Source organism: Actinomadura soli (assembly GCF_005889715.1).
GTDB lineage: Bacteria > Actinomycetota > Actinomycetes > Streptosporangiales > Streptosporangiaceae > Spirillospora > Spirillospora soli.
The window spans coordinates 1-13541 of sequence record NZ_VCKW01000086.1 but is presented as its reverse complement, the minus strand read 5'-3'; the positions used below and the strand labels follow the sequence as shown (position 1 = coordinate 13541).

Here is a 13541-nt window from a genome sequence, read left to right as displayed (position 1 = left end):
GATCCCGGCCGCCGGAATCGACCGGCACCGGCATCGACCATCGCGATTCGCGCGCGAGGCCGGGTTCACACGAGGCGAGAACCCGATCGCACGCGGCGGCGGCGAACCGCCTCCCTACTCCGACCGCTGCTGCGGGATTCCCGCGAGCAGCGCCCGCACCTCCGCCTCGCGGTAGCGGCGGTGCCCCCCGAGCGTCCGGATGGACGTGAGCTTCCCCGCCTTCGCCCACCTCGTGACGGTCTTGGGGTCGACGCGGAACATCGTCGCCACCTCCGCCGGCGTCAGCAGGGGCTCGGCCTCTGGCGTACGTGCTGACATGTTTGCGGCCTCTCCTCCGTGGACCGATGACAGCGATCCTGCGATTGATCCTCGCGTGGTCACTGATGTCCCCTATGGCCCGAAAGAGCCACTATGACATCACAACGTGTAACCTTGCCACCACTCAGCGCAACAAGCAAGTTCCTGGCGGTAGTTGCGTGCAAACATCCCCGCGAGTGCGGGGAGCGGCGCGTATCCGATGGCCAGCGGGTCACGCTGCGTGATTCTAGCGATACGTATAGTCGTATCGCGCGCGGATTCGGGAAATTTGTTTTAGTTCGCCGCCTCCAGGGCCCTGATGGGCCTCCAGCGGGCGAGCAGCCGCTTGTACATCGCCACGGTCAGCTCGACCTCACCGCGCTCCATCCCGGTGAGGGCCACGGCCATCTCGGCGACGGACTCGTCCAGGCTGAGGGCCCGGTCGTCCAGCAGATGGACGAGCCCTCCGTAGTCGAGCTCGACGAGCGCGCGGGGATGGAAACCGTCCAGCCAGCGGCCGAGCGTGTCCAGCCGCCCGGCGGACAGGAGGTAGACGTCGCCCGTCCCGTCGCCGAGGTTCTCCCGCACGACGGGGAGCGCGTCCGCCACCCTCCGGCGCGCTTCGCCCATCGAGGTGACGTAGATGAGGGTACGCGCGGGCGCGGCCGTCGCGGGGCTCTGACCTGGGGCGGGCGGTTCGGCGTGTTCCTCGGACGCGTCGTCCGACTTGCGGTACCCGGTCCCCGGCGTGCCGAGCATCAGGCACCGCTCCTCGCGCGTGAAGGGCACGAACCAGTCCAGCGGGATGTGCCAGGTGCTCGTCAGGATGTGCGGCCGCAGGGGCTTGCCCGACCGCTTCCACTGGTCGAAGTCGCCTGTCAGCCGCTCCGACACCGGCGGCGGGACGAACGCGGCCGCGACCCCCGCGGCTTGCTCGTCCCGGAAGCGCTCGAAGGCCAGCCACGAGCGCAGCCGCGTCTCCCACGGGCACACGTAGATCATGTCGTCCAGGCGGCGGACGTAGGCGTCCCTGCTCTCCCGTTCCGGCACGACCTCGGGCGGCGAGCCGATCAGCCTGAGCGACGCGGCACGGTGCTCGACGCCCAGCGCGTGGATCCGCCGCGGACGCCGCCGGGAGTCGGCGTAGACCGTCCACAGGGTCCGCGCGGGCTCCGGGAAGGCGGTCACCGGTTCATAAACCCGTAGGTACGCGGCGTACGGAAGCACCATCGCATCGTGACATGAGATTCGGCCGGGCGCGGCGGCATCACGCGCCCTAGGCTGATCTTAGAGACAGAGAGGAGGGCACTACCGTGCCTAATGTCTTCGGGGCGCCCCACAAGGGCACCGAACCCCGTCACGAGCAGGTCGTCTTCTGCCAGGACGAGGCCAGCGGCCTGCGTGCGATCATCGCGATCTATTCCACCGCGCTAGGCCCGTCCCTGGGAGGCACCCGCTTCTACCCCTACGGGACCGAGGAAGAGGCCCTCGCCGACGTACTGAACCTGTCCCGCGGCATGGCGTACAAGAACGCCATGGCCGGGCTGGACCTCGGCGGCGGCAAGGCCGTCATCATCGGCGACCCGGCCATCGACAAGTCCGAGGCCATGCTGAGGGCGTACGGACGGTTCGTCCAGTCGTTGAACGGCCGGTACTACACGGCCTGCGACGTCGGCACGTTCAGCGAGGACATGGACATCGTGGCGCGCGAGAGCCGGTACGTCACCGGCCGGACGGTCGCGCACGGCGGTGCGGGCGACTCGTCCATCCTCACCGCGTTCGGCGTGTTCCAGGGCATGCGTGCCGCGGCCAAGACCGTGTGGGGGGCGCCCACGCTCCGTGGCAAGCGCGTCGGCGTCGAAGGCGTGGGGAAGGTCGGCCACCGGCTGGTGGAGCACCTCCTTGAGGACGGCGCCGACGTCGTCATCTGCGATGTGAACCAGCCGGCCGTCGACCGGGTCCGGTCGGCGCATCCCGAGGTCGAGGTCGTCGCGGACACCGACGTCATGGTCCGCACCGAACTCGACGTGTACGCGCCGTGCGCGCTTGGTGGCTCCCTGAACGACGACACCGTGCCCGTACTTGCGTCCAAGGTGGTGTGCGGGGCCGCGAACAACCAGCTCGCCCATCCCGGCGTGGAGAAGAGCCTCGCCGACCACGGCGTCCTGTACGCGCCCGACTACGTGGTGAACTCCGGCGGTGTGATCCAGGTCGCGGACGAGATCGGCGGCTTCAACTTCGACCGCGCCAAGGCCCGCGCCACCGGGATCTACGAGACCACCCTGAAGATCTTCGCGCTGGCCGCCGACGAGGGCGTCCCGCCGGCCGTGGCCGCCGACCGCCTCGCCGAACGCCGGATGTCCGAGATCGGCAGGCTGCGCGGCATCCTGCTGTGAAGAGGGGCACTGGAACCGGTCCCTGAAAAGCCCGTCAAAACCCGCCAACCCGTCGAACCTGTCGAACCCCGTCGAACCGGCTGAGGCCGCTGTGGGGAGCCCTGGGGGCCGACCCACGGCGGCCTTGGTGTGTACTCGTGACCACCGGATACACTGTTGTTATCAGCAACAGAAGCGCCGCCACGTTCCGTCCATGTACCGAGCCGGGCGCAAAACGGGTACGGTTGTACCCGTGACTGACGCATGGCTCATCAGGCACCGGTTCGTGTGGTACACGCGCGCGTTGATGGGCCCACGAAAGCCCTGACCATCGAGGGGGTCGAGCCAATGGGTCGCGGCCGAGCCAAGGCCAAGCAGGTAAAGGTTGCCCGACAGCTCAAGTACAACAGCGGCAACACGGACCTCGACCGCCTGAAGAGCGAACTGGGAGTCAATGACGCGGGGGACGACTCCTACGACGAACTCGCCGAGAAGTACGCCGACTACGCCGAGGATTACGGCACGGAGGATCGCAAGGACGGAACCTCCGGTTGACCGGCTGACACTGCGCCACTGCCCGGTTTCGCGGGCAGTGGCGTTTGTCATGCCGAGCCCCTGAGCGCCCCGCTGAGCCGCGCCGGACGTCCACTGGTACTCGTGTGACCCCTGGGGCCCGAGAGGCCCTCAGAGGAGCGTTCAGACCCGTCCACGGGCGGCTGGGACGGTGAGTCAGGGCGCACGGCGCCGCCGGTCGAGCGTGATCATGGTCACGCCGGACGCGGGTCGTCCGCCGGTCGCGGGTCAGGTCAGGGTCGCCTTGCCGGTGCCTGCCGTGATCTCGCCCAGCTGCCAGGCGGGGACGCCCCGGGCGGCCAGGACGCGAAGGGCCTCGTCGGCGGTGTCCGGGGCGACGATGGCGGCCATGCCGACGCCCAGGTTGAACGTCGTGTCCATGTCGGGCTGTGCGACGGCCCCATGGGCCTGCAGGACGCGGAACAGGGCCGGTACCTCCCACGAGGACCGGTTCAGCACGGCGTCCATGGTCGGGGGCAGTGAGCGGGCCAGGTTCGCGGCCAGGCCGCCGCCCGTGATGTGAGCGAACGCACGCACCCCACCGGTGCCCGACAACGCGAGGCAGTCCTTGGCGTAGATGCGGGTCGGGGTGAGAAGCGCCTCACCGAGGGGACGGTCAAGCTCCGCGGGCTGGGATTCGAGATCCAGATCGGACGTGGCCAAGATGTGGCGGACGAGCGAGTACCCGTTGGAGTGGATCCCGGACGACGCCATCGCCAAGACGGCGTCCCCTACGCGGACGCGGTCGGGGCCCAGGACCTCGTCCGCTTCGACGACGCCCGTTCCAGCGCCGGCGAGGTCGAACTCGTCCGCTTCCAGGAGGCCGGGATGCTCGGCGGTCTCACCGCCGACGAGGGCGCAGCCTGCCAGGGCGCAGGCGTCCGCGATACCGCCGACGATGTCGGCGATCCGTTCCGGGACGACTTTCCCGCAGGCGATGTAGTCCGTCATGAACAGCGGCTCGGCGCCGCATACGGCGAGGTCGTCGATGACCATGCCGACCAGGTCGTGACCGACCGTGTCGTAGACGCCGAGGCGGCGAGCCAGGTCGACCTTGGTCCCGACACCGTCCGTGGACGTTGCCAGCAAGGGACGCTTGTAGCGCATGAGCGCGGAGGCGTCGAAGAGCCCGGCGAACCCGCTGACGTCGTCCACGACCTCCGGACGCCGTGCACGCGCCACCCGGGACTTCATCAGCTCGACGGCGCGTTCGCCCGCCGCTATGTCGACCCCGGCGTCCTCGTAGGACGTCATCGAATGATTTCCAGGAGGTGCTTGCCGCCTGCGTCCTGGTCGACCGGGATGGGGTAGACGCCGTCGAAGCACGCCCGGCACAGGTTGTCCTTGGCGATCTGGGACGCGGAGATGAGCTCGTCCAGGGAGATGTAGCCGAGCGAGTCGGCGCCGATGGAGTCGCGGATCTCCTCGACCGACAGGTTCCCGGCGATCAGCTCGGCGCGGGTGGCGAAGTCGATGCCGTAGAAGCACGGCCAGGAGACGGGCGGGCTGGAGATCCGCACATGGACCTCCGCGGCGCCCGCGTCCCGCAGCATCCCGACGATCGCGCGCTGGGTGTTGCCGCGCACGATCGAGTCGTCCACCACGATCAGCCGCTTGCCCTCGATCGCCTCGCGCAGCGGGTTGAGCTTGAGCCGGATGCCGAGCTGGCGGATCGTCTGGGACGGCTGGATGAACGTCCGGCCGACGTAGGAGTTCTTCACCAGCCCTTGGCCGTACGGGATGCCGGACGCCTCGGCGTAGCCGATCGCGGCCGGGGTGCCCGACTCCGGCGTCGGGATGACCAGGTCGGCCTCGACGGGATGCTCGCGGGCCAGCCGCCGTCCGACCTCCACACGGGTGGCCTGGACGCTGCGCCCGGCGATCGACGTGTCGGGCCTGGCCAGGTACACGTACTCGAACAGGCAGCCCTTGGGCCGCGGCTCGGCGAACCGCTCTGACCGCACGCCGGCGCCGTCGATCGCGACCAGTTCGCCCGGTTCGATCTCGCGGACGAAGCGGGCGCCGACGATGTCGAGGCCGGCGGTCTCGGACGCCACGACCCAGCCGCGGTCTTCCAGGGCGCCGAGGACGAGCGGGCGGATGCCCTCCGGGTCGCGGGCGGCGTACAGGGTGTCCTCGTCCATGAAGACCAGGGAGTACGCGCCGCGGGTGACGGGGAGGATCTCCCGGGCGGCCGCCAGGGGGCCGCCCTCGCCGCCGTCGGCGAGCAGGGCCGTCAGCACCTCGGTGTCGGTCGTGGCGGTCAGCACGCCGGGCTCCAGCCGCTTGGCCAGGTCGAGGGTGTTGATGAGGTTGCCGTTGTGGACGAGCGCCAGCCCGCCCGCGTCCGACGACCGGAACGTGGGCTGCGCGTTCTCCCACGTGGGCGAGCCCGTCGTGGAGTAGCGGCAGTGGCCGACGGCGATGTGGCCGCGCAGGGTGTTCAGCACCGACTCGTCGAAGACCTGGGCGACGAGGCCCATGTCCTTGAACACGACGATGCGGGAGCCGTCGCTGACGGCGATGCCCGCGGACTCCTGCCCGCGGTGCTGGAGCGCGTACAGGCCGTAGTAGGTGAGCTTGCTCACCTCGGCCCGGGACGCCTGGTCGGCGGGGACCCAGACGCCGAAGACCCCGCACGCGTCCTGCGGGGGGCGGTCGGTGGGATCGATGTCGTGGCTCAGACGTCCGTCACGGAGAGGCACGTTCATCAGTCTAGATGCCCGATTCACCTGCTCCGATCGGCGGTATCTCCTTAAGGGACCTTTACCCCGCGGAACCGCGGGCATCAAGTGATGCGGGGGAATCTGGGGACCGACACGTGGAGGAACGCATGACGCTGCCCGGGTACCAGACGTATTCGCCACCGGCCCCGCCCAAGCGGAGCACCCTGGCGAGGGCTTCTCAGGTGCTCGGAATCGTGGGCCTGGTGGGCCTCGTGCTGTGTCTGGCGGGCGTGATCCCCGCGCTGATCGGGGTCGTCCTGGGGACGGTGTCCCTCGTCCGGCGCGACGCGGACCGACGCCCTGCGATCGTGGGCGTCGTCTGCTCGTCCCTCGCCCTGCTCATAGGCGCCGGGATGCTTTTCGTGCTGCTGAGCAAGGCGGCCCAGTGCGGTGACGAGGCGCGATACCCGGACGACACGTCCCGGCGGACCTGCGTCGAACGCGAATTCCCCTTCGCCCAGGCGGACAGAACCCCGTAGGTCAGTCGGCCAAGGAGCGGACGGTCTCCTCGTCTTCCCGGTCGATGGGCAGTGGGAGATGACCGGACAGGTCCGCACGCGGGCCGCTGGCACGGACCCGTCCGTCCGCGACGGCGTCGTCCCAGGCCAACCGGCCCGTGGCCAGACCGATCCAGGCGGTGGCATCCATCTCCACCACATTCGGGGGTGTTCCACGGGTATGGTGCGGGCCGTCGATGCATTGAACGGCGGCATAAGGAGGAACACGGACCTCCACCGAACGGCCGGGCGCGAGCTCGGCGAGCCGGTCAAGCAGAAACCGCACCGCTCCCATCACGACCGGCCGGGACGGTTCGGCGCTTCCTGCCTCGATACCGGCCAGGACGGTGTCCAGCGCCGCGCGACGCAGCTCGGCCGGTTGGTCGGCGCCGGTGTACGGCGGCAGGCCGAGCGCGCCGCGCTGGTCGTTCAGAACGGCGAGGGTGAGCGGTTTCCGCGGCATCATCACCGACGCTACCGGGTCGCGGGCCGGTGGACCGCTCCGGCCCACGGTGACACCACGGCGCCGCGCAGACGGTAAAAAGGACCCGGTGCCAGGCCGGGGGTGGCCGCGGGAGTGATGGGAACGGGGAGGCCGGGGACGCGGTCCCCGGAGGACACGGAGGTTCGTCAGATGCCCGAGGCGCTGCCCCTGCAGCCGGGTGACCCGCGAAGACTCGGCACGTTCGAGATCACGGGACGGCTCGGCGTCGGCGAGCAGGGCGCCGTCTTCCTCGGCAGGGACCCGGTCGGCGGCCACGTCGCCGTGAAGGTCCTGCATGTGCGGCTCAGCGGCGAGCCCGTGGCCAGGTCGCGGTTCGCGAACGCGTTCTCCTCCGCCCGGAAGGTCTCGGGCTTCTGCACGGCGGCGATCCTGAGCGCCGATGTGGAGGGCGACCGTCCGTACGTGGTGAGCCAGTGGGTGGACGGGCCGTCCCTCCAGCAGCTCGTCGACGAAGAGGGCCTGCGCGGCGGTGCCGTCGTCGAACGCGTGGCCGTCGGTACGGCGATCGCTCTCGCGGCCGTTCACCGGGCCGGTGCGCTGCACCACAATCTGAAACCTGGGAACGTTCTCCTAGGGCGGGACGGGCCGCGGCTGAGCGATTTCGGCATCGCCCATGCCTTGGAGGCCGTGAACGCGTCCTTCAGCGGTCACATCACCGAGGACCCGTCCTACAAGTCGCCCGAACAGCTGAGCGGCACCGGCATCGGCCCGCCCGCGGACATCTTCGCCTGGGCGTCGACCATGTTGTTCGCCGCCACGGGTGAGGCACCGTTCGGGGACGGGTCGCCCTCCGAGGTGATGCAGCGGATCGTCTACGACGAAGCCGACCTGTCGAGCGTCCCCGATTCGCTACGCGAGATCATGGCCGACGCCTTCGCCAAGGATCCGGCCCACCGTCCGACCGCCAAGGAGCTTCTCCACCGGCTCCTGGACGAGAACGGCCCGCTGATCAGCCGGATGCCGTCCTCGATGGTGGACGAGGGCCGCGCACTCGCCTCCGGGGCGCCTCTCCCGCCGCCCGCCCAACACCCCCCACAGCCCGCACAGCCCCCCGGGATGCCGCCGCCGTCGCCGATGCCGCCACGGACACCCATGGGAGCACCACCGCGTCCCAAGGCCACCGGTCCAGGCGCCCCTACCGCGTTCACCCCCGCCCCTGGGCCTCCAGCGGACGCGCCGCCGACTCCGGTTCAGGGAACCCCTACGCCGTCCCTCCCGCTGCTCGGGAAGCTCTCACGCATGCGCCGGTCGCGCGCGGAGCCCCGGCCCGAGCCGCCCGCGCCGCAGGGGCCCGAACTGGACCCGTCCGCATTCGAGGAGACCGCGTCCTTCAGGGCCTTCGCCTCCGACGACCCGAACCAGACAGAGCAGGACAACCGTCCGCCGGCCCAACAGCAGCCGAACGACCAGACAGCGGCGTTCGGCACAGTGGCCCCCGACCCGACCGCCACATTCGACGCCGTCGACCTGGACGAGCACCCGGACGCGACCGAACCGACCCCGCACCTCATCCCCGGCCTGGGGCAGGGCCGTGACGCCGGGGGCAGGGGTCCGTCCCCGAGGGCGTCCCTCACGAAGATGCGGCGCCCCAGCAACCACGTGCTCGGCGTCGCGCTCTCTCTGGTCATCGGGGTAGGCGTGGGCATCGCCATCATCGCGCTGGTCCTGTGGCCCCAGCTCAAGGCCGACGACGACGGGACGCCGCCTGACAGCACCAACGCGTCCAACAACCGTCCGGTGACGACGATCCCGTCATCGTTCGCGGGGACGTGGAAGGGGACTGTCGTCAACACCAACCGCAACGTCTCCTTCCCGGTGGAGGTCACGTTCCAATCCGGCGGGACGACAGGGCGGGTGTTCTATCCGAAGGAGAAATGCATCGGCACGCTCGCACTGACGAGGGGCACGGAAAGCGCGCTGAAAATGTCCCTGTCGGTCGCTAAGCCATGCACGTCCGGGGTCGTCCAGATCACCCGGCAACCCGACGGGACGCTCCAGTACACATGGGGCCGACCAGGCACGAGCCTCGGCTACGGCGGCCGGCTGAACCGTGGGTGAGGCCAGTCCCGTACCTGTACAAGTGACTGTGAGTCGTGTCACGTAAGATGGCTCGGCTCCCAGCAAGCGAGCAGGGCTTATTGCGCTTCGCGCCGCCTCACGCATCCCAGGGGTTTAACCTTGGCGAGGCACAGACGGCACTTTAAGGTTCATTGACCTACGGCCAGGACGAGAGGAGAACACGTGGAGACCCCCGCCTCCGTACGCCCGCGCGGTGGTAGGCGCGCCGCCGTGGCTCTCGTGGCCTTCGCCGCGGCACTGCCGCTGGTCGGCACCGCCACCCCGTCCGCGGCGGCTCCGCCCGCCCTGGCCGCGTACAACGCGTACGCCGCCGACCCCGGGGACAGCAAGAAGTTCGCCCAGCTGAACCGGCAGATCGAGAAGCTCGACAAGGAGTACGGCGGCGACCTCGCCAAGCTCAAGGACGTCCAGTACGCGGCGGAGAAGTCGCTCAAGAAGGCCAAGGACCTCCAGCAGGACCTCATCGAGGCCCGCGACCTCGTCGCGCAGCTCGCCGCCACCCAGTACATGATGAACGGCGAGGACCCAACGGTCACGTTCGTGACGGACGCGAACCCGAGCGACCTCCTCAGCAACGCGACCCTGGTCAGCCACCTGTCCCAGAACAAGGCCGCGAAGGTCGCGCAGATCCAGAAGCTCGTCAACGACCAGCTCCAGGCCCGCAAGCAGGCCCAGGCGAAGATGACGGAGCTGAAGAAGGAGATCAAGGACCTGCTCAGCCGGAAGGCCAAGATCAACGCCCTGGTCAAGCAGTACAAGCCCGAGTCGCCGAGCATCGGCATGGGCGGCATCACCCCCCGCATGCTCAAGGTCAAGAACACCATCGACCTGGAGACCGGCCCGTTCCCCGTGATCGGCTGCACGCGCCCCGGCGACCCGCAGGACCACGGCAGCGGACGCGCCTGCGACTTCATGGTGACGACCGGCGGCGCGATGGCCACCGGCAGCGCCCAGGCCCAGGGCGACCAGGCCGCCGAGTACGCGATCTCCCACGCGAGCGCCCTGGGCATCAAGTACGTCATCTGGCGCCAGCGCATCTACGACATGCGCAGCCCCGGCTGGCGCATGATGGAGAACCGCGGCGGCACCACCGCCAACCACTACGACCACGTCCACATCTCGGTCTTCTAGACGTACCCGCCCACCAGGACGGTCACAGTCTCCACGAGGACCGAGCAGCACGACCGCCGATCAGGACGGCTGCTGGACCCAACCCTGGGGTGGGAACCCCGGGCGGCATGGCTCCAGGGAGACATTCGGCCCGTCAGCGGCGGTCAAGCAGGACCGCGAGGCGGGATTGCCCAGCATCACCGGCCCACCACCGAGGCGCTCCCAGATCTGGGGTGGGAACCCCGGGCGGTTCCGATCTGAACCAGAGACGCGGCGAGGATGGTTCCGGTGGCCATGAGGCGAGTGAGACGGGACATGACTGCCCTTCGTTCGGGTTGACATTGGAGCCGACCCGAGGCGACGACCCAATGTCATGACCAAGTAACTCACTGTCACGGCGCTGCGACATGGCAGAAGACGCTTGCTGGCGCTGGGAGGGCGCCCTTCGGTGGTTGCGGTGGGGTCAGTCGGCGTAGCTGGGGAGCATGTGTTCGTGGGCCTCGCGTAGTTCGTGCAAGGGGATGCTGAACAGCTCCTGCTGGTCGCCTTCCGTACCGCGGCCTGTGACGGTCAGGGCGTCGCCGCCCGCCACGCCCAGTTGCGCCACGGGGACGCCCGCCGACTCGCACAGGGCCGCCAGGCGCGCCTCTGCGCCCGGCGTGACGACGACCATGGCGCGGGCCACCGATTCGCTGAACAGCGCGACGAACGGGTCGCCGTGCAGCGTGATCTTGGCGCCGAGGCCGCCGCGCAGGCACGACTCCACCAGGGTCTGCGACAGGCCGCCGTCCGACAGGTCGTGGACGGCGGTGACCAGCCCGTCCCGGACGGCGTTGACCAGGACGGACGCCAGCGAAGCCTCAGCCTTCAGGTCCACCAGCGGCGGCAGGCCGCCCAGGTGGCCGTAGACGACGTGCGCCCATTCCGACCCGCCGAACTCCTCCCGGGTCTCGCCGAGCAGCGCGATCGTCGCGCCGTCGGTGGTGAGCGACATGTTCACGCGGCGGCGGACGTCGTCGTGGACGCCGAGGACGCCGACGACCGGCGTCGGGTTGATCGCGGTGGTGCCGGTCTGGTTGTAGAAGCTCACGTTGCCGCCGGTGACCGGGATGCCGAGGTACTGGCAGCCGTCCGCGAGGCCCTCGACCGCGCGGGCGAACTGCCACATGACGCCCGGATCCTCCGGGGAGCCGAAGTTGAGGCAGTTGGTGACGGCCAGGGGCCGCGCACCGGTGGCGGCGACGTTGCGGAACGCCTCGGACAGCGCGAGCTGCGCGCCCGCGTACGGGTCGAGGCGGCTGTAGCGGCCGTTCCCGTCCAGGGACAGGGCGATGCCCAGGCCGGACTCGTCGTCGATGCGCACCACGCCCGCGTTCTCTGGCATGGCCATCACGGTGTTGCCCATGACGTAGCGGTCGTACTGGGACGTGACCCACGTCTTGCCCGCGAGGTTCGGCGACCCCGCCAGCCACAGGACGGTACGGCGCAGCTCGTCGCCGTTGGACGGACGCGTGAGCCGCCCGGGCGTGTCGGACTGCAGGGACCCGAGGTCCGCCGGCGGCTGCAGCGGACGCTGGTACACCGGGCCCTCGTCGGCGGCGGTGACCGGCGGGATGTCGACGATCGTCTCGCCGCGCCACGTCATGACGAGGCGCCCGGTGTCGGTGACCGTCCCGATCACGGTCGCCGGGATCTCCCAGCGGGCGCAGATCTCCATGAAGCGGTCGACCTTGCCGGGCTCGACCACCGCCATCATGCGCTCCTGCGACTCGCTCATGAGGATCTCCTCCGGGAGGAGCGTCGCGTCGCGGAGCGGGACGGCGTCGAGGTCGACGTGCATGCCGCCGGTGCCGGCCGCGGCCAGCTCCGTCGTCGCACAGGACACGCCGGCGGCGCCGAGGTCCTGGATGCCGACGACGAGATCCTCGCCGAACAGCTCCAGGCAGCACTCGATCAGCAGCTTCTCCGTGAACGGGTCGCCCACCTGGACGGACGGCCGCTTGCGGTGCGACTCCTCGTCGAAGGTCGCCGAGGCGAGGACGGAGGCGCCGCCGATGCCGTCCGGGCCCGTCAGCGCGCCGAAGAGGATCACCCTGTTGCCGGGGCCGGGGGCCACCGCGCGCTTGATGTCCTCGTGCTTCATCACGCCGACGCAGAGGGCGTTGACCAGCGGGTTCTGCTCGTAGCAGGCGTCGAAGACCGTCTCACCGCCGATGTTGGGCAGGCCGAGCGAGTTGCCGTAGCCGCCGATGCCCGCCACCACGCCGGGCAGGACGCGCTGGGTGTCGGGGGCGTCCGCCGGGCCGAAGCGCAGCGAGTCCATGACCGCGATCGGCCGCGCGCCCATCGAGATGATGTCGCGGACGATCCCGCCCACGCCGGTCGCGGCGCCCTGGTAGGGCTCCACGTAGGAGGGGTGGTTGTGCGACTCCACCTTGAAGGTGACCGCCCAGCCCTGGCCGATGTCGACGACACCGGCGTTCTCCCCCATGCCGACCAGCAGCTTGTCGGTCTTCGGGGCCTTCTCGCCGAACTGGCGGAGGTGCACCTTGGAGCTCTTGTACGAGCAGTGCTCGCTCCACATGACCGAGTAGATCGCCAGCTCGGACGACGTCGGACGGCGCCCGAGGATGTGGCGGACGCGCTTGTACTCGTCTTCGTTCATGCCCAGCTCGGCGAACGGCTGCGGGCGCTCGGGGGACGCCGCGGCGGCGGCGACCGTGTCCGTCCCGGAGTAGCCGAGGGCCGGGGCTTCGATGGCCGGCTGCGGGCCCGTGCCCGGGCCCACGGCGGGTAGCGGGCCGGTACCGGCGCCGATCGCGGGCTGCGGGCCCGTGCCGGGCCCCACAGCGGCCTGGGGGCCAGTGCCGGGCCCTACAGCGGCCTGGGGGCCGGTGCCCGTGCCGATGGCGCGCTGCGGCCCCGTCCCGGGGCCGACGGCGGGCTGCGGGCCAGTGCCGAGCCCGACGATGGGCTGAGGGGCCGTGCCCGGGCGGATGGCGGGCTGCGGGCCCGTCCCACGGCCTACGGTGGGTTGAGGGCCTGTGTTCGGGCCTACGGCGGGCTGCGGGCCCGTGCCCGGGCCGACGGTGGGCTGCGGCCCCGTGTTCGGGCCTACGGCAGGTTGGGGGCCGGTGCCAGTGCCAACGGCCGGTTGCGGGCCTGTGTTCGGGCCGACGGTGGGCTGCGGGCCTGTGTTGGGGCCTACGGCGGGCTGTGGGCCGGTGCCCGTGCCGATCAGCGGCTGCGGGCCGCCGGGCCCCACGGCGGGCTGGGGGCCCGTGCCGGAGCCGACCGCGGGCTGCGGGCCGGTGCCCGTGCCGACCGCGGGCTGCGGGCCGGTGCCGGAACCGGGGCCGTGGACGGCGGGGTTCGCCGG

General features: G+C 70.5%; 11 protein-coding genes. 5 read left to right on the top strand and 6 right to left on the bottom strand.

The genetic code is table 11. The features are described from left to right. Positions 1-114: 114 nt before the first annotated feature. Entirely contained in the window at positions 115-318 is a 204-nt protein-coding gene (gene bldC / locus ETD83_RS18175; protein WP_012850682.1) for a developmental transcriptional regulator BldC, read from the bottom strand. A gap of 273 nt (positions 319-591) precedes the next feature. After that, positions 592-1485 (bottom strand): hypothetical protein, encoded by an 894-nt coding sequence (locus ETD83_RS18170; protein WP_329602871.1) that lies wholly within the window; start codon positions 1483-1485, stop codon positions 592-594. A 125-nt stretch (positions 1486-1610) separates the two neighbouring features. Here ETD83_RS18170 and ETD83_RS18165 point away from each other — a divergent pair, with 125 nt between their 5' ends. Together ETD83_RS18165 and ETD83_RS18160 are read left to right on the top strand one after the other, a co-directional pair. Further along, complete coding sequence (locus ETD83_RS18165) at positions 1611-2693, top strand: Leu/Phe/Val dehydrogenase (protein ID WP_138646318.1); 1083 nt, start codon at positions 1611-1613, stop codon at positions 2691-2693. Between the two features lie 327 nt (positions 2694-3020). Next, positions 3021-3227, top strand: coding sequence for a DUF3073 domain-containing protein (locus tag ETD83_RS18160; RefSeq protein ID WP_138646335.1), 207 nt, complete (start codon positions 3021-3023; stop codon positions 3225-3227). A gap of 246 nt (positions 3228-3473) precedes the next feature. Here ETD83_RS18160 and purM read toward each other — a convergent pair whose 3' ends face one another. Beyond that, entirely contained in the window at positions 3474-4499 is a 1026-nt protein-coding gene (gene purM, locus ETD83_RS18155; RefSeq protein WP_138646317.1) for a phosphoribosylformylglycinamidine cyclo-ligase, read from the bottom strand. Continuing rightward, complete coding sequence (purF, locus tag ETD83_RS18150) at positions 4496-5956, bottom strand: amidophosphoribosyltransferase (protein ID WP_171064306.1); 1461 nt, start codon at positions 5954-5956, stop codon at positions 4496-4498. The genes purM and purF overlap by 4 nt, the downstream gene beginning before the upstream one ends. Before the next feature lie 122 nt (positions 5957-6078). On the opposite strand from purF, the gene ETD83_RS18145 reads away from it, so the two are divergent. Next, entirely contained in the window at positions 6079-6450 is a 372-nt protein-coding gene (locus tag ETD83_RS18145) for a DUF4190 domain-containing protein (RefSeq protein ID WP_138646315.1), read from the top strand. A 1-nt stretch (position 6451) separates the two neighbouring features. Here ETD83_RS18145 and ETD83_RS18140 read toward each other — a convergent pair whose 3' ends face one another. Then, a complete protein-coding gene (locus ETD83_RS18140) occupies positions 6452-6931 on the bottom strand; it encodes a sterol carrier family protein (RefSeq protein ID WP_138646314.1) in 480 nt (159 codons plus the stop codon). 171 nt (positions 6932-7102) lie between these two features. On the opposite strand from ETD83_RS18140, the gene ETD83_RS18135 reads away from it, so the two are divergent. Beyond that, positions 7103-9031 (top strand): serine/threonine protein kinase, encoded by a 1929-nt coding sequence (locus ETD83_RS18135; protein ID WP_171064305.1) that lies wholly within the window; start codon positions 7103-7105, stop codon positions 9029-9031. Positions 9032-9262: 231 nt separating this feature from the next. Beyond that, complete coding sequence (locus ETD83_RS18130; RefSeq protein ID WP_230420995.1) at positions 9263-10183, top strand: coiled-coil domain-containing protein; 921 nt, start codon at positions 9263-9265, stop codon at positions 10181-10183. Positions 10184-10625: 442 nt separating this feature from the next. Here ETD83_RS18130 and purL read toward each other — a convergent pair whose 3' ends face one another. Next, positions 10626-12827, bottom strand: a complete 2202-nt coding sequence (purL, locus tag ETD83_RS18125; protein ID WP_171064307.1) for a phosphoribosylformylglycinamidine synthase subunit PurL — start codon at positions 12825-12827, stop codon at positions 10626-10628. Between the last annotated feature and the right edge of the window lie 714 nt (positions 12828-13541).